This is a genomic window from Pyxidicoccus sp. M15 (genome assembly GCF_056858435.1).
This window is the reverse complement of the sequence record NZ_CM166495.1, coordinates 8,890,359-8,910,739: the sequence shown is the minus strand read 5'-3', so window position 1 is coordinate 8,910,739 and position 20,381 is coordinate 8,890,359. Positions and strand designations below refer to the sequence as shown.

General features: G+C 71.0%; 21 protein-coding genes. 11 read left to right on the top strand and 10 right to left on the bottom strand.

What is annotated here, in order from left to right; translation table 11 throughout:
- The first annotated feature begins 88 nt into the window (after positions 1 to 88).
- From ACX9TP_RS32710 to ACX9TP_RS32695, 4 genes are read left to right on the top strand one after another with little or no spacing between them, the layout of a single operon-like run.
- Positions 89 to 712 (top strand): YceI family protein, encoded by a 624-nt coding sequence (locus tag ACX9TP_RS32710; protein WP_482974562.1) that lies wholly within the window; start codon positions 89 to 91, stop codon positions 710 to 712.
- 43 nt (positions 713 to 755) lie between these two features.
- On the top strand, positions 756 to 1,025 hold the full coding sequence (locus ACX9TP_RS32705) for a hypothetical protein (protein WP_482974561.1): 270 nt from the start codon (positions 756 to 758) through the stop codon (positions 1,023 to 1,025).
- Between the two features lie 58 nt (positions 1,026 to 1,083).
- Entirely contained in the window at positions 1,084 to 1,980 is an 897-nt protein-coding gene (gene bufB, locus ACX9TP_RS32700) for an MNIO family bufferin maturase (RefSeq protein WP_482974560.1), read from the top strand.
- Complete coding sequence (locus ACX9TP_RS32695) at positions 1,977 to 2,708, top strand: HvfC/BufC N-terminal domain-containing protein (RefSeq protein WP_482974559.1); 732 nt, start codon at positions 1,977 to 1,979, stop codon at positions 2,706 to 2,708. Before bufB ends, ACX9TP_RS32695 begins: the two co-directional genes overlap by 4 nt.
- A gap of 24 nt (positions 2,709 to 2,732) precedes the next feature.
- Here ACX9TP_RS32695 and ACX9TP_RS32690 read toward each other — a convergent pair whose 3' ends face one another.
- The 5 genes from ACX9TP_RS32690 to ACX9TP_RS32670 are packed head-to-tail and all read right to left on the bottom strand — an operon-like array spanning position 2,733 to position 9,652.
- Entirely contained in the window at positions 2,733 to 5,519 is a 2,787-nt protein-coding gene (locus ACX9TP_RS32690; protein WP_482974558.1) for a PKD domain-containing protein, read from the bottom strand.
- A gap of 3 nt (positions 5,520 to 5,522) precedes the next feature.
- Complete coding sequence (locus tag ACX9TP_RS32685) at positions 5,523 to 6,611, bottom strand: carboxypeptidase-like regulatory domain-containing protein (protein ID WP_482974557.1); 1,089 nt, start codon at positions 6,609 to 6,611, stop codon at positions 5,523 to 5,525.
- Complete coding sequence (locus ACX9TP_RS32680) at positions 6,611 to 8,251, bottom strand: caspase family protein (protein WP_482982258.1); 1,641 nt, start codon at positions 8,249 to 8,251, stop codon at positions 6,611 to 6,613. The genes ACX9TP_RS32685 and ACX9TP_RS32680 overlap by 1 nt, the downstream gene beginning before the upstream one ends.
- 9 nt (positions 8,252 to 8,260) lie before the next feature.
- Positions 8,261 to 9,070, bottom strand: coding sequence for a hypothetical protein (locus tag ACX9TP_RS32675; RefSeq protein ID WP_482974556.1), 810 nt, complete (start codon positions 9,068 to 9,070; stop codon positions 8,261 to 8,263).
- A 6-nt stretch (positions 9,071 to 9,076) separates the two neighbouring features.
- Entirely contained in the window at positions 9,077 to 9,652 is a 576-nt protein-coding gene (locus ACX9TP_RS32670; RefSeq protein WP_482974555.1) for an RNA polymerase sigma factor, read from the bottom strand.
- Between the two features lie 165 nt (positions 9,653 to 9,817).
- On the opposite strand from ACX9TP_RS32670, the gene serC reads away from it, so the two are divergent.
- The 3 genes from serC to ACX9TP_RS32655 all read left to right on the top strand — a co-directional run bounded on the left by serC (position 9,818) and on the right by ACX9TP_RS32655 (position 11,929).
- Complete coding sequence (gene serC / locus ACX9TP_RS32665; RefSeq protein WP_482974554.1) at positions 9,818 to 10,909, top strand: 3-phosphoserine/phosphohydroxythreonine transaminase; 1,092 nt, start codon at positions 9,818 to 9,820, stop codon at positions 10,907 to 10,909.
- A gap of 39 nt (positions 10,910 to 10,948) precedes the next feature.
- A complete protein-coding gene (locus tag ACX9TP_RS32660; protein ID WP_482974553.1) occupies positions 10,949 to 11,506 on the top strand; it encodes a chalcone isomerase family protein in 558 nt (185 codons plus the stop codon).
- 174 nt (positions 11,507 to 11,680) lie between these two features.
- Positions 11,681 to 11,929 carry a GlsB/YeaQ/YmgE family stress response membrane protein gene (locus ACX9TP_RS32655; RefSeq protein ID WP_482974552.1) on the top strand — a complete coding sequence of 83 codons (249 nt, stop codon included), beginning with the start codon at positions 11,681 to 11,683 and terminating at the stop codon, positions 11,927 to 11,929.
- A gap of 12 nt (positions 11,930 to 11,941) precedes the next feature.
- On the opposite strand, the gene ACX9TP_RS32650 is transcribed toward ACX9TP_RS32655, so the two are convergent.
- Entirely contained in the window at positions 11,942 to 12,982 is a 1,041-nt protein-coding gene (locus ACX9TP_RS32650) for a PA0069 family radical SAM protein (RefSeq protein WP_482974551.1), read from the bottom strand.
- A gap of 233 nt (positions 12,983 to 13,215) precedes the next feature.
- On the opposite strand from ACX9TP_RS32650, the gene ACX9TP_RS32645 reads away from it, so the two are divergent.
- Complete coding sequence (locus tag ACX9TP_RS32645; RefSeq protein ID WP_482974550.1) at positions 13,216 to 13,515, top strand: hypothetical protein; 300 nt, start codon at positions 13,216 to 13,218, stop codon at positions 13,513 to 13,515.
- Between the two features lie 6 nt (positions 13,516 to 13,521).
- Positions 13,522 to 14,397 (top strand): hypothetical protein, encoded by an 876-nt coding sequence (locus tag ACX9TP_RS32640; RefSeq protein WP_482974549.1) that lies wholly within the window; start codon positions 13,522 to 13,524, stop codon positions 14,395 to 14,397.
- On the opposite strand, the gene ACX9TP_RS32635 is transcribed toward ACX9TP_RS32640, so the two are convergent.
- Both ACX9TP_RS32635 and ACX9TP_RS32630 read right to left on the bottom strand, forming a co-directional pair.
- Positions 14,385 to 14,936 (bottom strand): hypothetical protein, encoded by a 552-nt coding sequence (locus ACX9TP_RS32635; RefSeq protein WP_482974548.1) that lies wholly within the window; start codon positions 14,934 to 14,936, stop codon positions 14,385 to 14,387. The two genes, ACX9TP_RS32640 and ACX9TP_RS32635, sit on opposite strands and share 13 nt — an antisense overlap.
- A gap of 252 nt (positions 14,937 to 15,188) precedes the next feature.
- Entirely contained in the window at positions 15,189 to 15,875 is a 687-nt protein-coding gene (locus ACX9TP_RS32630; protein WP_482974547.1) for an SDR family oxidoreductase, read from the bottom strand.
- Between the two features lie 275 nt (positions 15,876 to 16,150).
- On the opposite strand from ACX9TP_RS32630, the gene ACX9TP_RS32625 reads away from it, so the two are divergent.
- Together ACX9TP_RS32625 and ACX9TP_RS32620 are read left to right on the top strand one after the other, a co-directional pair.
- On the top strand, positions 16,151 to 17,530 hold the full coding sequence (locus tag ACX9TP_RS32625; protein ID WP_482982257.1) for a serine/threonine-protein kinase: 1,380 nt from the start codon (positions 16,151 to 16,153) through the stop codon (positions 17,528 to 17,530).
- A 340-nt stretch (positions 17,531 to 17,870) separates the two neighbouring features.
- Positions 17,871 to 18,305 (top strand): YciI family protein, encoded by a 435-nt coding sequence (locus tag ACX9TP_RS32620; RefSeq protein ID WP_482982256.1) that lies wholly within the window; start codon positions 17,871 to 17,873, stop codon positions 18,303 to 18,305.
- Positions 18,306 to 18,458: 153 nt separating this feature from the next.
- Here ACX9TP_RS32620 and ACX9TP_RS32615 read toward each other — a convergent pair whose 3' ends face one another.
- Complete coding sequence (locus tag ACX9TP_RS32615; RefSeq protein WP_482974546.1) at positions 18,459 to 19,130, bottom strand: hypothetical protein; 672 nt, start codon at positions 19,128 to 19,130, stop codon at positions 18,459 to 18,461.
- A gap of 76 nt (positions 19,131 to 19,206) precedes the next feature.
- Positions 19,207 to 20,331 (bottom strand): alpha/beta hydrolase, encoded by a 1,125-nt coding sequence (locus ACX9TP_RS32610; RefSeq protein WP_482974545.1) that lies wholly within the window; start codon positions 20,329 to 20,331, stop codon positions 19,207 to 19,209.
- Between the last annotated feature and the right edge of the window lie 50 nt (positions 20,332 to 20,381).

Below are 20,381 nucleotides of genomic sequence, written 5' to 3'. Positions count from 1 at the left end.
AATGGCGGGACGGGTCGTGTAACCGGCAGACGGGAGCTGCGTACCGGATGCATCCGCGAACTTCCGACACCCGTAAATGAGGTCCAACATGTCACCCCGCCTCCTCGCGCTCGCAGCGCTCCTGTCCCTGCCCGCGCTCGCCGCCGAGCCCGGCGCCACGACGCAGGCCTTCGTCTTCAATGACCCGAACAGCCGCGACACCGTGGCCTTCATGCTGGACGCGCCGCTGGAGGTCATCAACGGCCTGTCCAACCAGGTGAAGGGCCGCGTCGAGGTGAAGGGCACCAAGGCCAGCGGGAAGTTCCAGGTGCCCGTGAAGTCCATCAAGACGGGCAACGAGACGCGCGATGGGCACCTCCAGAATGACCGCTGGCTGGACGCCGCGAAGTCCCCGGACATCACCTTCGAGTTCGCCGACCTGGCGCTCCCCGCCGCGCTGGAGCCGGGCAAGCCGCTGAAGGTGCAGGGCAAGGGCCGCTTCACCGTGCACGGTGTCACGCGCGAGGAGCCGGTGGAGGTGACGGCCACGTACTTCAAGGAGTCCGCCGAGACGAAGAACCGCGCCGCGGGTGACTTGCTGCGCGTGCGCGCGAAGTTCCAGATTCCGCTCGAGGCCTACGGCATCAAGCGGACGGAAGCGTTGGTGCTCAAGGTGGGCGAGACCGCCGAGGTCTCCGTCGACGCCTGGGGCTCCACGCAGTTCAAGCTGTAGCCGTACGCCACCCCCCAAAGCAGTCCCGAAAGGAAGCAACACCATGAACGTCAAGACCCTCGCGGCGATCGTCGGCACCCTCTCCCTGTCCGCGCTGGCCACCGGCTGTGCGTCCACCAAGTCCGCGGAGGCCCAGCCGGCCACCGAGGAGAAGGGCGCCGAGGGCAGCTGCGGCGCGAAGGCCACCGAGGCGAAGGGCGCCGAGGGCGGCTGCAGCGGCCAGAAGCAGGAGGGCGCTGCCCCCGCCGCGACCCCGGAGAAGGGCGCCGAGGGCAGCTGCGGCTCCGGTTCCTGCGGCGGCGCGAAGAAGTAATCGCGCTTCATGCCGGGGGCCGGTGAAGGCCGGCCTCTTCTCGCGGGCGGTGGGAGGAATGCTCCCGCCGCCCGTGTCGTTCCTGCCTGTCGGAGGAGGAATCCCAGTGGTTGCAACCTACGCGAGCCGACACGGGCTGAAGCCTCTGGGCGCGGGCATCGGGTTGAGGCGGAGCTTCTACGAGGAGCTGCCCCGCACCGAGCGCCCGCTCGACTGGGTGGAAATCATCCCGGAGAACTTCCTCTCGCTGGGAGGCCGGCCGCAGCGCACCCTGGACGCCTGCGCGGAGCGGTGGCCGGTGCTGCCGCACGGCGTGGGGCTCGACATCGGCGGGCCGGACGCGCTGGACGCGGACTACGTCACCCGGCTGGCGGCGCTGGTGGCGCGCGTGGAGGCGCCGTTCTTCTCGGACCACCTCTGCTACTCGCGGCTGGACGGGGTGTACCTGCACGACCTGTTGCCGCTGCCCTTCACCGAGGCCGCCGTGGAGCACGTGGTGCCGCGCGTGCGTGAAGTCATGGCGCGCGTGGGCCGGCCCTTCCTGCTGGAGAACCCGAGCTACTACGCGAACATGCCGGGCGGCACGCTGCCCGAGGCGGACTTCCTGCGGCACGTGGTGGAGGAGGCGGACTGCGGCCTGTTGCTGGACGTGAACAACGTCTACGTCAACGCGCTCAACCACGGGTACGACGCGCGGGCCTTCGTGGACGCGCTGCCGCTGGAGCGGGTGGTGCAGGTCCACCTGGCCGGCCACACGCGCTACCCGGACGTCATCATCGACACGCACGGCGACCGCGTCTGCGACGACGTGTGGTCGCTGTACCGGTACGTGCTGGGACGCACCGGCCCGGTGGCGACGCTCATCGAGTGGGACCAGGACATCCCCTCGCTGGCCGCCGTGCTGGACGAGGCGGACGTGGCGCGCGCCGCGCTGCGGCAGGTGGCGGGGCGATGAAGCCCGGGCTGAAGCACTTCTTCGACAGCATGGGCGCGTACCTCGCCCGCCCCGGCGCCCAGGCGCTGGACGCGCTGTACGCGGAGCACCCCGGCTGGGACGCGCCGCGCGGCCGTGTCGCCGTCTATGGCGACTTCGTGCGCGGGCACGTGCGCGGCGTGCTGGACAAGGTCTTCCCGCTGCTGCGCAGGGCGGTGGGGGCCGAGGCCTGGGACGCCCTGGTGGAGGGCTACACGCTGACGCGGCCGGCGCGGCACCATGAGCTGAACCACCTGGCCGAGGGCTTCCCGGACTTCGTGGCGGGCGCGGCGGCGTCGCGGGGACTGGCGGCCTTCGTGCCGGCGCTGGCCCGCTTCGAGTGGACGGACTTCGCGGTGTTCGCTTCCGAGGCCCCGCCGGAGCGGGTGGAGCGGCTCACGGCCAACCCCACGCTCGCGGTGCTGCAGCACCCCTACCGGCTCTGCGCGTACGTGCGCGCGCAGGGGGCGCTGGCGGCGCCGGAGGCGGGGGAGGAATTGGCCCTGCTGTGGCGCCACCCGGAGCACCTGGTGACGTACTACGTGGAGGCCACGCCGCCCACGCTGCTGGTCTTGAAGATGGCGGTGGAGGGGCTGGCCGTCGCCGACGTGGCCGCGGCCACCGGCATGCCCGAGGCGGAGCTGCGCGGCGCGGTGGAGCGCTGCTCCCGCGACGGACTGGTGCTGGCGCCGGGGAGCGCCAGGGACTGACGCACCCGGGCCTTCCGGGCCCGCCTACTGCGCCGAGTACCGCGCCACGCCCTTCGGGGTGGCGATGTAGCGCACACCCTCCGGCGTCGCGAGCAGTGCGCGCACGTCCGGGTCGGGCAGCCCCTCCGGGGTGCCAAACGCGGTGACGATGTCGGCGGCCACGTCGTAGCGCACCAGCCCGCCCCTCGTTCCGGCCCACAACACGTCGCGCGTGCCGGCCTCCGTGGTCCGCCGCTCGAAGTGGAGCGCCGTCACCCACTCGTCCGCCAGCCCCCACGGCGCGGCGCGCAGCGCGGGGCCCGGGCTGCCCAGCGCGCTGAAGCCCCGGCGTGTCCCCGCGAAGACCTGGCCCTCCGGGCCCACGGCCAGGGACAACACGTCGACGTCCGGCACCTCGGGCGGCACGTGGAGCGCCACCGAGACTTCGGCGAGCGCCGGCTCGAAGCCGTCCCCCGCGACCAGGGTCAGCTCGGCGAGGCCGGCGGACGTCGCGGCCCAGGCCTTCACGCGCGTGGACGTGGACTGGGGCGAGAAGACCACCTGACGCACCCCGCGCCCCTCCAGCAGCCGCTGGCCGACGATGGTGCCGTCGCGGCCGCCCGCGGAGGGGTTGCTCGCCCGGGTGAGGACGAGCCCCCGGGCCGTGCCCAGCAGCAACAGGTCCGGGGACTCCAGCGCGGCCACCGCCGTCACCCGGTTCTCCGCGGCGCCCAGCGGCCCGCCCGTGAAGCGCGTGCACGTGCTCTCCACGCAGCGGTGCACGCCGCCACCGTTCGTGCCCACGAAGAGCACCTCGCCGGTGGAGGCGCGCAGGGTGGACAGCGCCACGGCCGGGGCGCTCACGGCCAGCGTCCCCACGGGCGGCTGCGTGCTGAACACCGAGGCCGTCTCACCGTCCACGAAGCGCAGCCCGCCGCCGAAGTGCGCCAGCGCCACGGCGGGCTCGTCCTCGCCCGTCACGACGTCCATCAACCGCGGCCGCCCGGAGGGAAGCACCGTGAAGAAGGCCGCGGCCCGGCCCACCGCGCCCTCGCGGCCCTCGGCGAGCAGCACCACCGTGTGGCGGCCCATGCCGGGCGCGGTGAGGGTGGCGACGGGGCTGTGGCTCGCACTCAGCTCCACCCGGCCGCCCAGGCTGTCCAGCCACGCCAGCCTCGCGAGCGAGCCCGGCGTCTCCTGTCCCGTCACGAAGCCGGTGGCGAAGAGGGACAGCCCCTCGCGGCACGGCTCCTCCAGGCAGTTCGTATCGCCCTGCCACAGGCCGTCCACGCGGAGCTCCGGCGCCCCGTTCACCGTCAGGGGCACGCTGGCGGTGCAGGCCAGGCCCCAGGGGTCCGTCACGGTGAGCGTCAGCACGTGAGCGCCCGCGGTGGTCAGCCGGTTGGTGGTGGCGCTCGCCCCCCTCGCCAGCGCCCCGTCGCGCGAGGACGTCCAGACGAAGCGCAGGTCGCCCTGCGGGTCCTCCGCGTCCGTGGCCGAGCCCGCCAGCGTCAGCGTCCGCCCGGCATTCACCACGGTGCCCGGACGGGGCGCCTGGATGGCGCAGTCCGAAGGCGTCGAGTTGACGATGACGCGCACCTGCTGCTGCGCGCAGCCGCGCAGCGTCGCGTCCTCCGGGTCCACCGCGCAGGCGGTGAGCGTCTGCGCGCCGGCCACGGTGAGGACGGTGTCCACGACCTCGCCCGTGCCCAGCGGCGCGGAGGACACGCTGGTGGCCCAGGTGGGCGCCAGCGTCGCGCCCGTCTCCGGGTCCACGCACCGGCCGCGCAGCGTGCTGGTGGCGCCCCGCGGCAGCCGCGCGCTGGCGAGCGGCGCCTCGATTTCGCACCACGGGGGCAGGTTGGTGACGAGCCGGATGCGGACGCTGTCCGTGGCCGCGTTGCCCAGGCCGTCCACCGCGCGCGCCGTCACCGTGTACTCGCCCGGCTCGGTGAAGGTGTGCTCCACGGAGGGCCCGGTGCCGAGCTCGACGCTCCCCGGCTCCAGCACCCACCGGATGGCACCGTCCAGGTTGCCCGCGCCGCTGTCGGCGTTGAAGTCCTGTGCCGTGGCGCGGAAGAGGAGGGTGGACGCGAAGGGCACCGGCTCACCCGTCTTCACGTACACCTCCGCCTGCTCGGGGCGGGTGATGAGCACCGAGGGCGCCCGGGTGGCGCGCACGGTGACGCGCACGGTGGCGAGGGTGCTGACGCCGGTGGCCGGGTCCGTCGCGGTGCAGGTGAGGGTGTCCTCGCCCGCCACCCGCAGCGTGGTGCGCGCCGTCTCGCCCTGGGGCAGCGGCCCCGTCAGGGCGGACGTCCAGCGCACCGCGCCGCCCGTCAGCCGCACGCCGCCGACGGTGCGGGCGTCGCACTCCAAGTCCAGCGGCTCACCCAGGTTGAAGGCGCTGCCCGTCGACGGGCGCAGCACGGTGGCCGCGGGCGCCCCCGTGCCCAGGACGCTCAGCCGGAGCGACGCGCTGGAGACCTGGCCGCCCGAGTCCACCACCGTGGCCGTCAGCGTCATGTCGCCTTCCTCGCGGAAGGTGGAGGTGACGTGGGCGCCCCGGGCGAGCTGCCCTTCCCGCGAGGACACCCAGAGCACGCTGTCGCCCAGCGCTTCGCCGTCCTCCGCGTCCTCGACGTGCGCCTCGAACTCCACGGGCTGGCCCACGCGCAGCCCCGCCGCGCCTGCCGGGCGGAGGATGCGCAGCACGGGCGCGGCGTTGGGGACGGGCTGCGACGGGCCCGGAGGCGTGTCACAGGCCCAGAGGGTGGCGGAGACCAGGGCCACCAGCGCCAGCCGGGCACGAAGGTGGGGCACGGGCTTCACGGTTCAGCGCTTCGGCCGGCAGACGCGGCCGGCGGCGGAGTCCTGGCAGCGCAACGAGCCCGGGCACTCCCGGTCCGAGCTGCACGGAACGGTGCACGCACCCTCCACGCAGCGCCCGTCGGACAGCCCCTGTTCCAAGCACCGGGTGTCGCCGTCGCAGGGCATGTCGAGCCCCAGCAGCGCATGGCAGCCCGCGAAGCGCGCCGCGTCTGGCAGGCACCGTCCGGACTGGCAGGTGAAGCCCGGCTCGCACCCGTCCTCCGAGCCGACGCCTTCGCCGCACATCGCCACGCACGCCGCGCCGCCCTCGGGGATGTCCTGGCAGCTCGTGCCCGCCTGGCACTTCCAGTCCCCGTCGCACGGGGCGCACTGGCGACCCTCGCCCTCGCAGCGGAAGCCCTTGCAGGAGAGGCCCGCGCCGCATTGCGCGTCCTCGTAGCACTCCACGCACTTCTGGTTGGGCGCACACGTCAGGCCGTCCGCGCAGCCCGTCACCGCGCAGCCGCGGTTGACGTACTCCGGGTCCGCTTCCAGCGTGACCTTGAGCTCCTTCTTCTCCCCGGGGCCCACGCACGCCTCGGCCTGCGTCAGCGGGAAGCCGGTGGCGGACACCGTCACGGCGTAGCACCCGTCCGGCAGCGGCCCCACGCGCAGGCTCCCCGAGTCATCCAGGAGCAGCCGCTGGAAGGGCGTGCCCTCCACGGACACCTGCGCGCCCGTCACGCGCTCGCCCTGCGAGGCCTTCACCCGCATGTCGAAGAAGCCCGCGGCGTGGGGTGCCACGCGCTTCACTTCAATGGACTGGCCGCCCTGCACCGTGACGCCGATGCGCAGGGCCTTCTCCGCGGTGGCCACGATGAACAGCTCCGCGGGGCCCGCCGGCACGCCCTCGAGCACGAAGCGCCCCTCGGCGTCCACGGTGCTGCGCACCCCGGGCTGGCCCACCAGCGACACCAGCGCCACGGCGGCGTCGAACTCGGTGAGCTGGCCGCGCACGGTGCCCACGCGGAACGGCTCGTTCCGGATGTTGCCGCACGCGCCCATCATCAGGGCGAGCAGCGCGGCCGTCGCGATGTGGAAAGTCGTGCGCATCAGAACCGATACCCCGCGCCGGCCCATCCGCCGGTGAAGCCCACGGCCTGTCCCCGCCCGTCCACCACCACGTACGTCAGCATGAGCTGGGCCTGCGACATCAGCTCCAGCCGCTCACCCACCCGCCACACCACGCCACCCACCACGCCGGGGCTCACCGTGAAGAAACTCTGGCTCCCCGCGAAGGCCTCCACGTCGAAAGACCGCCCCAGGTACAGAGCGGCCACACGCGGGCCGGCGAACAGCGTCACCCGCTCCCAGCGCCAGAGGTAGGGCAGGGCGGCGCCGGTGGTCAGGGTGGTGTAGCCGAAGGGCACCTCGCTGCCCGGCGCGACCTGGAGCTTCTGCCTCCCGGTGCTGAAGGCCACGTCGAAGAGCAGCGCCCAGTCCTCGAGCGGCTTGTCCTCCAGCCGCAGCGACACGGCGACCTCGGGGGCCCGCGGCAGCAGCTCCCGGCGGCTGTTCGCATCCGCGAAGGTGAACATGCCACCCATGAGCGACAGCGAGCGGCGGGGGAAGGCCTCCGACAGCAGGCGCTCCAGCGGCAGGCGCTCTCCGGCGGAGACTTCCACCTCGCGCCGCACCAGCACCGAGTCGCCCTTGGTCAGCTCCACGGTCCGCTTGCCGGGCACCACGGCGGCGCCGCCGGGCAAATCCGTGCGGGGCTCCCCGTCCACCTTGAGGGTGAAGCCGTCCAGCCGCGGGTTGTAGGAGAACAGCTCCGGCCGGCCCGTGCGGGAGATGCTGCCCGACAGCACCACGGGGTCCGCGCCCACCTCCAGGATTTCCGCCGAGGGCCGCTGGCGGCCCTCCGTGAAGGCGAAGGTGCGGCGGCGCGCGTAGTCATGCGCCTCCGTGGCGGTGACGGCCCCGTCCACGTTGCGGTCCGCGGAGCCGCCCAGGCCGTCGATGAGGAAGTGCGTGTAGATGTCGTTGCGCAGGCCCTCGTCCTCGCGCGCCGTCTCGCCCCAGTCACAGGCGGCGAACACCAGCGACGCGCGCGACGACTCCTCCAGCGGCCGCGCATAGAAGCCGGCCTTGATGCCGGCGAGCTCCTGCTCCAGCTCCTTGGGCAGCAGCGACTTGCCGCTGCCGCTGTGGCAGGTGGCCAGCACCAGGAGCCGCCGCCGGCTGGTCAGCCCGTCGAACTCCGCCTTCAGCGCGTCCATGGACAGCGCCGTCTGGGGGATGGCGCGGAAGGACGCGTCGCGCGTCACCAGGTAGCGCCGCAGCTCGCCCTGGTTGTCTCGCGCCAGCGTGCCGTGCGCGGAGAAGTAGACCACCACCACGTCGTCGGGCCGGTGCGCCTCCTTCCGCAGTTGCCGCAGCGCCGCGAGGATGGAGGCGCGCGTCGTCTCCTCCGGGCGCGAGAGCACGCGCACCTGGTCGAACCGGCCCCGCGCGGGGTCTCTCAGCGCGGCCGCCAGGTCCGTGGCGTCCTTCGTCGTGTAGCGCAGGCCCCGCCAATGCGGGTCGTCGAACTCGGAGATGCCCACCAGCAGCGCCATGCGCCGCGGGGTGTAGGCGGTGGACAGCGCCTCCTCATCGAGCCGGAGCGGCACGACGCCGCCCTTCTCCACGGAAGTGGAGCTCGCGCACGCGGTCAGGCCCGCCAGAAGGATGGGGAGGAGGTGCTTCACAGTCATGGGTCAGCGGGGATTCTGACCGCTTCCCACACTGACGTCGAACCGGGTGATGGCCAGACGGCTCTGCTCCCAGGCCGCACTTCCGCCTACCAACACTTCGCGCACCGCCTCGGGCGACGGCTCCTGCCCGCCGGTGGCGCCCACCAGCCAGAGCGTCACCGGACCGGACTCACCCTCCAGGCTCACCCCGGCCAGGCCCTGCGGCCCCTGCAGGTCATGCGTCCCCGCCTCGAGCGGGAAGCGGCCGAGCAGCTCCGGCCCCTGCCCGGCCCGCTGCTGGAAGAGCAGGGCGGTGCCGGCCTCCGTCGCGTGGTAGCGCAGCAGCAGCACGTCCGCGTCCTCGACGGGCGACTCCGAGTCCAGCCGCCGCAGGCCGCCGTCCGCGGCCCGCGCCACCACGGCCAGCTCCAGGGCGATGTTGCCGCTCGGACCCTTCACGCCGTTCCAGTCCGTGCCGGTGTCGGCGGCGGGGGTGGGCGCGCGCAGGCGGGGCACCAGCACCACCGCCAGGAGGCTGGCGGCGATGGCGCCCGCGACGAGCCCCCAGCGGCGCGCGTCCGGTCGGCCCTGGCGCAAGCCGCGCCGCACGCGCGCCAGGCCCACCTCGTCCAGCGGAGCGTCCTGCTTCGCGGCCGGGCCCAGGCCCAGCAGCAGCGCGTCCACCTGCCCGTCGAGCACGTCGGGGCCGGAGTGCGTGGCGAGGAACTCCTCGCAGGTGTCACAGGTGGTCGCCAGGTGCTCGCGGAAGTACGCGACGGCCTCGGGCTCCCGGCGGGCCAGGGCGCTCAGCGCGTCGGCATTCAGGTGTCTCATCACGTCTCACTCCCACCGACCGGCGAGCACCCGCCGGAGCAACTCGCGCTTGATGCGGGAGCGGAACCGCTCCAGCCGCATCGTCACCGCGCTCTTTCCCACGCCGAGCTTCTCGGCAATCTCTCGCGCGGACAGCTCACCCTCGATGTAGAAGAGGTGGACCGTCCGCTTCTCCTCGCCCTCCGGCAGCTCCGCGATGAGCTGCCGCACCACCTCGATGTCGCGCTCCAGCTGGAGCGCCTCCGGAATGTGCGGAACCGTCTCCGGCTCCGGGTCCGCGACATCGTCCTCCAGCCGCCGCGTGCTCGACTTGCGCTCCAGCCGCGTCCGCGCGCGGTTGCGGGCGATGGACAGGAGCCACGCCTCGAAGGCCCCCACCTCCTTCAGCCTCGGGAGCGCACGGAAGGCCCGGACGAAGGTCTCCTGGATGACGTCCTCCACCTCGTCGGGGTCCAGAGGGGCGAACCCCGCCACCAGCCTGGCCACCATGGGCCGGGAGCGTCGGTACAGCTCGCTGTAGGCGGACGCCTCCCCTCGGGACGCCCGCAGTACCCATTCCGTCAACCCCTCCGAGGAACCCACCTGACCTCCAGACCCGCCGAATCACCCGCCGGCCACGCACGTTTCCTGGAAAAAACCGTCGTCCCGCGCCACGAGCAGGCAGTCAACCACCTTCACGCTGGCCCCGGGGGGGCCTCCAGGGGGAAGAATGCCGCCACGGCCGTTCATTTTCCAAAGGACAAAGCCATGCGCGTCATCAACTTCAACCCCGGACCCGCTGGACTGCCCCTCCCCGCGCTGGAGCGCGCCCGGGACGAGTTGCTCGAGTTCCAGGGCTCCGGCATGTCCATCATGGAGCACAGCCACCGGGGCAGGGAGTACGAGGCCGTCCACGACGAGGCCATCTCCCTGCTGACGGGGTTGCTCGCCATCCCCGCCACCCACCAGGTCCTCTTCCTCACCGGGGGCGCGTCGCAGCAGTTCGCCCAGGTGCCGATGAACTTCCTCACCCCGGAAGCCCCCAGCGCGGACTACCTGATGACGGGGGTGTGGAGCGAGAAGGCCTTCGACGAGGCGAAGTACTACGGCAAGCCCCGCGTCGCGGCGACCACCGTCCAGCCCGACAAGCACTACACGCGCGTGCCCCGCCAGGACGAGCTGGACCTGGACCCGAAGGCCGCCTACGTCCACCTCACCAGCAACAACACCATCTACGGCACCCAGTGGCACACCTTCCCGGACGTGGGGCGCGTGCCGCTCGTCGCGGACATGAGCTCGGACTTCCTGTGGAAGGCCATGGACGTGAGCCGCTTCGGGCTCATCTACGCCGGCGCGCAGAAGAACCTGGGCCCGTCCGGGGTGACGCTGGTGGTGGCCGACAAGGGCTTCATCGCCCGGGGCCGCAAGGACATCCCCAAGTACTTCCGCTACACCACCCACGCGGAGAACAACTCGCTCTACAACACGCCCCCCACGCTCGCCATCTACCTGGTGCGCAACGTGCTGGCGTGGGTGAAGGACATGGGCGGCCTGGCGCAGCTGGAGAAGTGGAACCGCGAGAAGGCGGCGCTGCTCTACGGCGCCATCGACCGCAGCGCGGGCTTCTACCGGGCGCCCGTGGAGCGCGAGTCCCGTTCAGTGATGAACGTCGTCTTCCACCTGCCCACCGAGGAGCTGAACACCACCTTCGTCGCCGAGGCGAAGAAGGCGGGCATGGTGGGACTGAAGGGTCACCGCATCGCGGGCGGCATCCGCGTCTCCACGTACAACGCCGTCACGGTGGACAATGTGCGCACGCTGGCCACATTCATGGACCATTTCGTGAAGATGCGCGGCTAGGCTGCGTCCAACCGCACGGATTTCCCAACCGGAGGTTTCATGAAAGCCACGCTGTCCGCCGTCGCGCTGACCCTGATGCTCGCCGCTCCCGCGTTCGCCAAGGAGGTTGCCGGGGTGAAGTACCCGGAAACGGCCACGGTGGAGGGCAAGGAGCTGAAGCTCAACGGGGTGGGCCTGCGCACCAAGGTCGTCTTCAAGGTCTACACCGCGGGGTTGTACGTGGAGAACCCGTCGCAGGACGGGGCGAAGCTCATCAGCTCCGACGAAATCAAGCGCGTGCGCATGTTCATGCTGCGGGATTTGGACAAGAAGACCATCGGCGACGCCATGGCCGACGGCTTCAAGAAGAACGCCGGCGCGAAGATGGCGGAGCTGCAGCCCAAGCTGGACACCTTCACCGCGGCCCTGCCCGACGTGAAGAAGGGCGACGAAATCACCCTGACGTACGTGCCCGGCCAGGGCACCCGCGTGCAGAGCAAGAGCGGCCAGCAGATCACCGTCGAGGGCAAGGACTTCGCGGACGCGCTCTTCTCCGTCTTCGTGGGGAAGAACCCCGTGGACGGCGGCCTCAAGGACGGGATGCTCGGCAAGGACTGAGCGCGCTGACGCTTCGTGGGTTCCGGCGCCCCGTGTCTCCCTGCGAGGCACGGGGCGTCGCCCTTTCAGGGCCCGTGCGGATGCAATTCCCGGACGCTTCGTGCGTAGGGAGGGGCGTGTCCGGCTGCACGGCGGTGCCAGGTCTGATAGCAACCGGTGGGCAAGGAGGACGTCATGGGAATCTGTTCGTGGCTGGTGCTGGGCGGTCTGGCGGGCTGGCTGGCCAGCATCATCAAGGGCACCAACGCCCGGATGGGGATGTTCGCGAACATCGCCACCGGAATCGTGGGCTCGATGATTGGCGGCTGGCTGTTCAGCCTGATTGGCGGCCGGGGAGTGACGGGCTTCAACCTCTACTCGCTGGCGGTGGCCACGGTGGGGGCGGTCATCCTCATCACCATCGTCCAGGCCATACGCAAATAGGGCCCGCGCGCCTCAGAAGAGGCTGAGCTGGGGCGTGGGCGGCGGCTTGCGCTCCGGGCGCCGGAAGGTGTCCGGGGCGTCGGGCTCGGTGACGGACGACGTGCGGATGCCGGCCTTCCTCGCCGCGGTGTGGAAGAGGCGGTGGATGGTCTCCGCGTAGAGCCCCTCGCCGCGCATGCGGCTCTTGAAGCGCGAGTCGGTGAGCTCCCCGCCGCGCGTCTCGCGGATGCGGTGCAGCACGCGCTCGGCGCGCAGGGGCAGCTTGGTGCGCAGGCGCTCCTCGAAGACCTGCTGCACCGGGCCGGGCAGGCGCACCAGCGTGTGGTGCGCGCGGGTGGCGCCGGCCTCGCGCGCGGAGGCCAGCACCCGGTGGATGTCCTCGTCATTGAGTCCGGGGATGATGGGCGACACGGACACCGCCACGTCGATGCCCGCTTCGGTGAGCCGCTGAATCGCGAGCAGCCGCCGGTTGGGTGATGCCGCGTAGGGCTCCATGGCGCGCGCCAGTTCCGCGTTGTGGAAGGGCAGGCTGATGCTCACCCACAGCCGCGCGTCCCGGGCCAGGCGCTGGAGCACGTCGATGTCCCGCTCGATGAGCACGCCCTTGGTGATGATGCCCACCGGGTTGCGGTACTCGGCGCAGACCTCCAGGCACCCGCGCGTCAGGCGCAGCGAGGCCTCCAGCGGCTGGTAGCAGTCGGTGACGCCGCTGAAGACCACCGTCTCGCCCTTCCAGGACGGCTTGTCGAAGGCCTCGCGCAGCAACTCCGGCGCGCGCGGCTTCACCACCAGCTTCGTCTCGAAGTCCGTGCCCGCGCCCATGTCCAGGTACTGGTGCGTGGGCCGCGCGTAGCAGTACGCGCAGGCGTGCAGGCAGCCCCGGTACGGGTTGACGCTCCAGGTGAAGCACACGTCCGGACTGTCATTGCGCGACACCACCTGCCGGCTGTGGTCCTCGAACACCTCCAGCTTCGAGGGCGGAATCTCGTCCAGGTACTCCACCGCGGTGCTCGCCCAGGGGTTGGGCGGATTGTCGACGGGCCGGGCCTTCACGCGCTCAAAGTGGACCTGAAAACACGTTCAGTCAAGGACCGGATGACTGCCTCGCTGGGCCCCCGGCCCAGCAACCCCTGTTACGATAGGAAGCCCACTCCGAACCGCGGTCCGCCCTCCTGCACCGCCTGCCATCCCGCGGAGCTCACCCGCTCCGGGCTCATGAACAAGGGGCCTGCGCGAGAGGGCAGCTCCTGGGTTCGAAGCCCTGCGCGACATCTGAAGGCCCTGCAATGCCCTATTCGCTCGAGCACCTCGTGTGGGACCTCAAGGAACTGATGGCGCGTCCCGTGGTGGACCGCCATGACCTGTCGCGGTGGTATGCGGACGCGCAGCGCGTGCAGGACCAGGTCAAGTCGGAGCCTGCCCTCGTCAACGCGCTCCCCAACTTCATCTGGGACTACCTCTCCGATGCGGACGTCCGGTTGAAGGACGAGCGGTACGCCGCCTATCAGCAGGGTCGGCTCCAGGGACTCATCACCCTCATGGAGACGGGCGTCATGCCCGATGATGACGAGCCCGTTGGCACCTAGGGCGTCGTGCGCGACAACCATGAGACGATGAGCGAGGCGCTCGACAGATTCCTGGAGAGACATCCTCCGGTGGGCGCCCTGGCGCGCTGGGATGAGGCCGTGCATGACGCGTTTCGGCTGAGGTCTCGTCCCGCCGCCCTGGCCCGCTTCGCGCACCTGGGGTGGCACTTCATCAACCTGCGCAAGCAGGCCACCGCGGAGCTGGTGTCGTTTCACCGCGAGCTGACGGTGACGCCGTACCGGGGCCCGGAGGTGCCCTGTCCGGACGGGTACTCGCTGTGGCAGGTCGACATTCCCCTGACGCTGTTCCCGATGCGGGACCAGGGCTTCTCGCGCGTCGAGTGCCGTTTGGAGTTCAGCACGGAAGAAGAAAGCCCAGGCGCCTTTCGCGTGCTCGGGCTGATGCCTGAGCAGGGCGCGGAGGTGAAGGCGCGCACGGAATTGAGCGGCTCGCTCCAGCTCGACACGCTGAAGAAGGTGGGGCTCTGGGTGCCGCTGCCCACCGCGCGACTGACGTCGGAGGTCGCGGTGGAGCGCTACGGGAAGGAGGGCGTGGGCCCTCTCATCTCCGAAGCGGTCCGGACGTGCGCGGAGTCAGAGGTCCTCGGAGGCACGGGGGCACGCTGGCTCCTGAATGCCCCCGCGCAGCGCCAGGTGTCAGGTGCGGAGAGTCACCAATTCGCTGTCGTTCTCGCCGTCAAGCATGGAGCTCCGGCGCTCCATGCCGCCGGGCGCCTGCTGGCCTCCAGCGATGAAGACTGGCTGAGCCAGTCCGTGGGAAGCATCTTGCTGGAGTTCGACTCCGACGTGCGCAAGTTCATGAAGAGCGGCGCGCCCGCGGAGGGCTATGGCGAGTGGAAGGACGTCCTTCAGATCAAATAGCTGCGCCGCATGACGAAGGTCCAGAAGTCGGTGCCGAAACCCGGATTGTTGAACAGGCCGATGACGACCAGCTGGCCGGAGGGACCGCCGTAGCAAACCACGTTCTGCATCAGAGCCCACGCACCGTTCCAGGTCACCGAGCGGAGGTAGACGCCGCCGCTGCGCTCGATCCAGAACTGCCAGCGGTCCTCGGCGCCGTTTCCACGGCCGGGAAACACCTCATGGAAGTAGCCGGTGTACGCGCTGCCGCTCCTCGGGGCAGTGAAGACCGCCTTGGGTCCCGCCGCGGCGGTATGCAAGGGATGGGTCTCGACCTGGTAACCGTCGACCATCGTGAAGGCGGAGAAGCCAAAGGTGCCACGGGCGGTCACCCGGGTGCCGATGACCTCCAACCAGTCGCTGCCCGCGTAGGGGGCATCCAGGTAGCCGGCAACGACGGTGCCGCAGGAGACAGGCGACTGCGCGGCGGCCGGTGAGACATACAGGATGATGCCGAGGATGGCGGGGAGATAGAGGGCGAGGTTGCGAAGGAAGGTCATTTTCGTTCCCTTTCCAGCGAGTGATTGAACCTGGCAATCCGTCTCTTCGGGCCCAGGTCGTGCACCCAGACTCGACCAACGCAGACACTGCGACAATTCCCTAAGACAAGGGAGGAGGTGGGGCCTCCGCCACGGGGGAGGGCGACGCTGGAGCACCGGGGGTTGCCCGCGCGGCCTGCGAAGCGGGCCCCCGGCGCAGGGGCCCCTCCGGCAGGCGGGGTGTTGAGTTTGCTGGCGCAGCCATGGCCCGCTTCACCAGGCGATGCGCTCGTCCCGGAAGTCGAAGAAGCTGCCGCTGTCCTGCAGGGTCAACCGGTCGAGCACCGCGAGCAGCCCCGCGGCCGACTCGGACACCTGCGTCGGCGCGCTCGAGCCGCCCATGTCCGTCTGCACCCAGCCGGGACTGAGGGCCACTGCGATGAGCCCATCGCCGCGCAGGTCCTGCGCGAGCGAGCGCGTGGCCATGTTCAGCGCCGCCTTCGACATCCGGTAGCCGTAGCCCCCGCCCGAGGTGTTGTCCGTGATGGAGCCGAGTCCCGAGCTGAGGCTCGCGATCTTCGCCCCCCGCGCCTCGCGCAGCCGCGGCAGCAACGCGCGCGTCACCCGCAGTGCGCCAAGCGCGTTCACCTGCAGCATTTGCAGCGCATCCTCGAGCGAGAGGTCCTCGAGGTCGTCGCGCCGGGTGCGCACGCCCGCGTTGTTGATGAGCAGGTCCACCGGGCCCGTCAGCGCGGCGGCGAATGCGCACACGCTCTCGTCGCTTGCCACATCGAGGGCGCGCACGTGCAGCCGGCCGCCGGAGGCGCCCGCGAAGGCGGTGAGCTCCCGGGCCTGCTCCGGGTCACGGGCGCCCGCGTGCACGGTGTGGCCACGCGCGAGGTACTGCCGGGTGAGTTCGAGTCCGATGCCGCGGTTGGCGCCTGTGATGACGAGGTTCATGGGGCCAGACGATAGACGAGGGGCAGGGAGATGACCGAGGACGGGAGCAGGCTGTCTGCTCCCGTCTTCCCACGGTGATTTCCGCATGGCGCGAAGCGTCCCGTCGTGGGCACATGGGGGCGATGCACCACCCCGGGGATTGCGCTGACACAGGCCAACGCGGGAAGTAGGCTTGCGGCGAGCGCAGCGAATCCTCTCGTGGGGCACCCATGCAGTCTGGCCACCTGAATCCGGCACGCCTCCCCTCGGGGACGAGGGTGGGGCCCTGGCGCGTGATGGAGCGGCGAGGCGCGGGAGCCTACGGCGCCGTCTACCGGGCCTTCGGCGTTGAGGGGGGACGCGGCCCCGTCGCCCTCAAGCTGGCCCTGCGCCCGGCGGATGAGCGCTTCGCACGCGAGGTGGAGCTGCTCTCCCGCCTCCGCCACCCGAGCGTCCCGCGCCTCGTGGACCAGGGGCGCTGGCGGCCACCCGGGGGCCTTCCCCATCCCTGGTTCGCGATGGAGTGGGTGGAGGGCCTGTCGCTGTACGACTGGGCCCTCGTGATGCGCCCCACCTCCCGTCAGGTGCTCCGCGCCTTCGCCTGCCTCGCGCGGGCCCTGGCGGCCACACATGCCGTGGGAGGCGTGCACAGGGACGTGAAGGGCGACAACGTCCTCGTGAGTGCCACGGATGGCCGGGTCTTCCTCACCGACTTCGGCTCCGGGCACTACGTGGAGGCCGTCCCACTGACGCCACCGCCGTTTCCTCCCGGGACTCCGCCCTACCGCTCGCCGGAGGCCTGGCGCTCCGTGCGGCTCCCCATCCTCGAGTCGACCCCTGCCTACGCGCCCGGGCCGGCGGATGACGTCTTCGCGCTGGGAGTGACGGCCTGGCGACTGGTGACGGGCGAATACCCTCCCACGGCGTCGCCGGTGGATAAGGACTCCCACGTCTGGAGCCTGGAGGGCGCGGGCCCACGGCCCGCCCGCGCCGTCAACGTCCGCTGTTGCGCGGAGCTGAGCGAGCTGGTGTCGCGGATGCTCTCGGTGCGGCCCGAGGCGCGTGGCAGTGCCCGCGAGCTGGCCGAGGCGCTGGAGCGGGCCGCGAGGAAGGCGGGGCCGGAGGCGGAGGTGCCTCTCTTCGCCGGGGAGGAGGACTGGCCTTCGGAGTCGGGGGGCACCTCCCGGCACGTCGTGCCACGGGCGCCTGAACGTCTCAATCGCTCCTGGCTCGCGGCGGCCAGCCTGGGAGGAGCCATGGCGTTGGCAGCCGGGGGGATGATGCTGAGCGTGCAGCCCGGAGAAGAGAGCGAGCCGCGACACGCGTCAGCGTCGGAGGATTCAAGGGATGGTGGCGCCGTGGCGGTCGGAGACACCGCGCTGACGGCCCCGGTGCCGCTGACTCGGGTGCCTTCGGCGTGGTCGACCATTTCGGTGGATCTGCCCCCCAGGCCGCTTCCAGGACAGGCGCGGCCAGACGCCACGGGGCGCTGTCCCAGCAGGGGGCAGGTTCCCCTCAATGGAGGATGCTGGCTGAAGCTGGAAGTCGACGTGAAGTATTGCGACGAGGACTACAACAACTACGTGCACAAGGGCGCATGTTACGGCCCCGCATTTCGGAAACCGCGTCCACCCACCTCGGGTCCCGCGGAGCACGTCGGAAGCGACGGCCCATGATGAGCGATGGGGCCCGGTCGCATGACCTGGACGCCTTCCTCGCCCAGGTGCGTCGTGATGCGTGGCCGGTGAATCAGGGTGGCTCGGTCTGGGGACCGTGCGAGCGGAGGTACGCCCGAGCGTGCCTTTCCCGTTCGTGGCGTTGGAGGGTCCTGGGTCACAGGGAGGACGCTCCAAGCGCCTGAACTCACGAGGGGTCTTCATGCGCCGGCCGAGCGCGTTGGCGGATTTCCGGGGGGCCTTGTCGATCCTTGCCGGACTCGTTCGTCGCCATTTTGAAAGGGGCGCGGATGGTCATTTCGGCCGGAGCGTCCTCCTCAACCCTGAAAGGAGCACGACGATGCGAGTCATGGTGCTGATCAAGGCGACGAAGAACTCCGAGGCCGGTGTGATGCCCAGCGAGAAGCTGCTCGCCGACATGGGCAACTTCAACGAGGAGCTGGTCAAGGCCGGCATCATGCTGGCAGGCGACGGCCTCCACCCGAGCAGCAAGGGCAAGCGGGTGCGGTTCTCGGGCGGGAAGAAGAGCGTCCTCGACGGTCCATTCACCGAGACCAAGGAGCTGCTCGCCGGCTATTGGGTCTGGCAGGTGAAGTCGATGGAGGAGGCGGTGGAATGGGTCCGCCGCTGCCCCGACCCGATGCCCGGCGAGGATTCGGAGATCGAGATCCGTCCCATCTTCGAGGCCGAGGACTTCGGCGCCGAGTTCACGCCGGAGCTGCGTGCCCAGGAGGATCGGCTGCGCGCCGAGGTCGAGCGGAAGCGCGTTTCCTGACGCGCGGACGGTGAGCCGCGGGGGAGGCACCGGAAGCGAGCCGCCGTGGGGCGCTCGCCTCCGGGGAGGTGGCGTGACTCCTTCGTGCCGACGACGCTCGGCCCGAACAGGCTCACGCTGCGACGGCGAAGGACGGGCCCCGGGAACCGGGGCTCATGAATTGGCGCCGTCCTGCCCGGTGCCCTCCGCCTGCGAGCGGGTATGGCCGAGCGCGCCCCGGATGGCGTCGGCCAGCTCACGCACGGGCGTCAGCAACCTGTACATCTCGATGGTGGTGCGCGGGACGGCGATCACCTCCACCGACAGGACGCCGTTCTCGATGGTGAAGGTCTCGAAGACGTCGGCCAGGTTCAGCAGGGGCTGCCGCATGCCCGCGCTGAGGAGGAGGGCGCGGGCCCGGGGGGTGACGTTCGTCAGGTTCAGCGCGTCATCGAGGCTGGCATCACCAATCTCCTCGTCCTTCACGCCGAACAGCTTGCCGAACGTGTCGCCCAGCTTCTCGGGCCGGATGGCCATCTGTCGCGGAAAGCCCTCACCCAGCTCGTGCTGGATGATGGTGACGATGTGGAACGTCTTGCCGTGGCCCCGGTGCTCGGTCCTCACGGTGATGGGCCGCCCGGCGTGGCGGCCCGTCATCTCCAGCGTCCCCGCGGAGTACATCCACCCGGGCGTCTCCGTGAAGCGCCAGCCGCGAGTGGTCGCGAAGTCCTGCCAGGTCTGGAGCTGCTGCTTCCAGTGCCGCCAGCGGACGTAGCCGATGAGGCTCGCGGTCCCGAGGCCGACTCCGAAGACGCTGGCGAAGATGCCGATTTGTATCCCGGTCATTCCCGTGAGCATCCCCGCTCGGCCCGTATCGGCCAACCCCCTCCGTTCGTCAGCGGGGCTGGAGGCGGGATGTGCGCTACGCGCCCGGAGCCCAGCGCATCGCCAGCGAGCGCAGCATGCGCAGGTGCCGCTCCTGGAAGTCGTCCACGTGCCCGCCTTCGAACACCTGGTGCCGGAAGGGAATCCCGAAGGTCTCGAGCGCCCGGTCGAACGCGTCCGCCCCGAGGAGGGTCTCCTGGCTGCCCCGGTCCATGTACAGCGTGTCGAGCGTGCTCAGCGCGGCATGGCGCCTGGACAGCAGCGTGAGCGGGTCCTCCGCCATCCAGCGCCGCCACACCGGATCGTCGTCGCGTCCGCTCTGGAACGGCAGCTCGAGGAAGAGCGGGGCCCGCGCCGGGTCGGAAGAGAACGCGGCGGCCTTGGCGTAGATGGACGCCACCGTCCAGGCGTCCTCGAACGGGTACAGCTCCGCGAGCTCTCCGGCGTTGCGCGCCACGGGCTTGCGCGCCAGGGCGTTGCGGTACAGCGACTTGCGCTGGTCGATGGCCAGCGGGCTCGCGCTCAAGGTGCCGACGCTGGAGAACACGCCCGGGTATTTCATGGCCAGCTTGATGGCACCGTGCCCGCCCATCGAAAAGCCGGCAATCGCGCGCCATGTCGCCTCGGCGCGCGTCCGGTACCGCGCATCCACCGCACCCACGATTTCACGCACCACGTAGGTCTCGAAGTCACCAATCGCCGGTGAGCGCGCGTAGTAGCTCCCGCCCAGGGACGTCGTCCCATCCACCGCGACGAGGATGAGCTCGGGCAGCGCGCCCTCCGCCATCTGGCGGAACGCGGCGCGCTGGATGCCCAGGGCGCCCAGGTGCCCGTCCTTCCGCGGCCCCAGGCCATGGAGCAGGTACACCACGGGGTATTTGCGCTCGGGGGCGCTGAAGTACGACGGCGGAAGCAGCACGCCCAGCTCCCGCGTGGGAGAATCCCCCAACAGATTTCCGTGGAGGGCGTGGCTGTCGAGCCGCACATATTCGAGATGCTGCGGCAGCTCGGCATCTCCCCGGACGAAGTCCAGCGGCAGTGCGCCCAGGCCCGGGAGCTGCTTCGACAGTGCCCTCACACCGAGGCCCCGGACCAGGGCGAAGGGCACCACCACGAGCGTCAATCCGGTGACGAAGAGCGCAAGTGCGATGTGTCGTGACATGCGGACCTCCCGTGCTCGGGAGGTGTCGAATGCGAAGCGCGTGCCGCCAT

Coding starts and splice junctions, on each gene's coding strand:
- ACX9TP_RS32710 (WP_482974562.1), top strand. CDS start 89: ATGTCACCCCGCCTCCTCGCGCTCGCAGCGCTCCTGTCCCTGCCCGCG.
- ACX9TP_RS32705 (WP_482974561.1), top strand. CDS start 756: ATGAACGTCAAGACCCTCGCGGCGATCGTCGGCACCCTCTCCCTGTCC.
- bufB (WP_482974560.1), top strand. CDS start 1,084: ATGCTCCCGCCGCCCGTGTCGTTCCTGCCTGTCGGAGGAGGAATCCCA.
- ACX9TP_RS32695 (WP_482974559.1), top strand. CDS start 1,977: ATGAAGCCCGGGCTGAAGCACTTCTTCGACAGCATGGGCGCGTACCTC.
- ACX9TP_RS32685 (WP_482974557.1), bottom strand. CDS start 6,611: ATGCGCACGACTTTCCACATCGCGACGGCCGCGCTGCTCGCCCTGATG.
- ACX9TP_RS32675 (WP_482974556.1), bottom strand. CDS start 9,070: ATGAGACACCTGAATGCCGACGCGCTGAGCGCCCTGGCCCGCCGGGAG.
- serC (WP_482974554.1), top strand. CDS start 9,818: ATGCGCGTCATCAACTTCAACCCCGGACCCGCTGGACTGCCCCTCCCC.
- ACX9TP_RS32660 (WP_482974553.1), top strand. CDS start 10,949: ATGAAAGCCACGCTGTCCGCCGTCGCGCTGACCCTGATGCTCGCCGCT.
- ACX9TP_RS32655 (WP_482974552.1), top strand. CDS start 11,681: ATGGGAATCTGTTCGTGGCTGGTGCTGGGCGGTCTGGCGGGCTGGCTG.
- ACX9TP_RS32645 (WP_482974550.1), top strand. CDS start 13,216: ATGCCCTATTCGCTCGAGCACCTCGTGTGGGACCTCAAGGAACTGATG.
- ACX9TP_RS32635 (WP_482974548.1), bottom strand. CDS start 14,936: ATGACCTTCCTTCGCAACCTCGCCCTCTATCTCCCCGCCATCCTCGGC.
- ACX9TP_RS32630 (WP_482974547.1), bottom strand. CDS start 15,875: ATGAACCTCGTCATCACAGGCGCCAACCGCGGCATCGGACTCGAACTC.
- ACX9TP_RS32625 (WP_482982257.1), top strand. CDS start 16,151: ATGGAGCGGCGAGGCGCGGGAGCCTACGGCGCCGTCTACCGGGCCTTC.
- ACX9TP_RS32620 (WP_482982256.1), top strand. CDS start 17,871: ATGCGAGTCATGGTGCTGATCAAGGCGACGAAGAACTCCGAGGCCGGT.
- ACX9TP_RS32615 (WP_482974546.1), bottom strand. CDS start 19,130: ATGACCGGGATACAAATCGGCATCTTCGCCAGCGTCTTCGGAGTCGGC.
- ACX9TP_RS32610 (WP_482974545.1), bottom strand. CDS start 20,331: ATGTCACGACACATCGCACTTGCGCTCTTCGTCACCGGATTGACGCTC.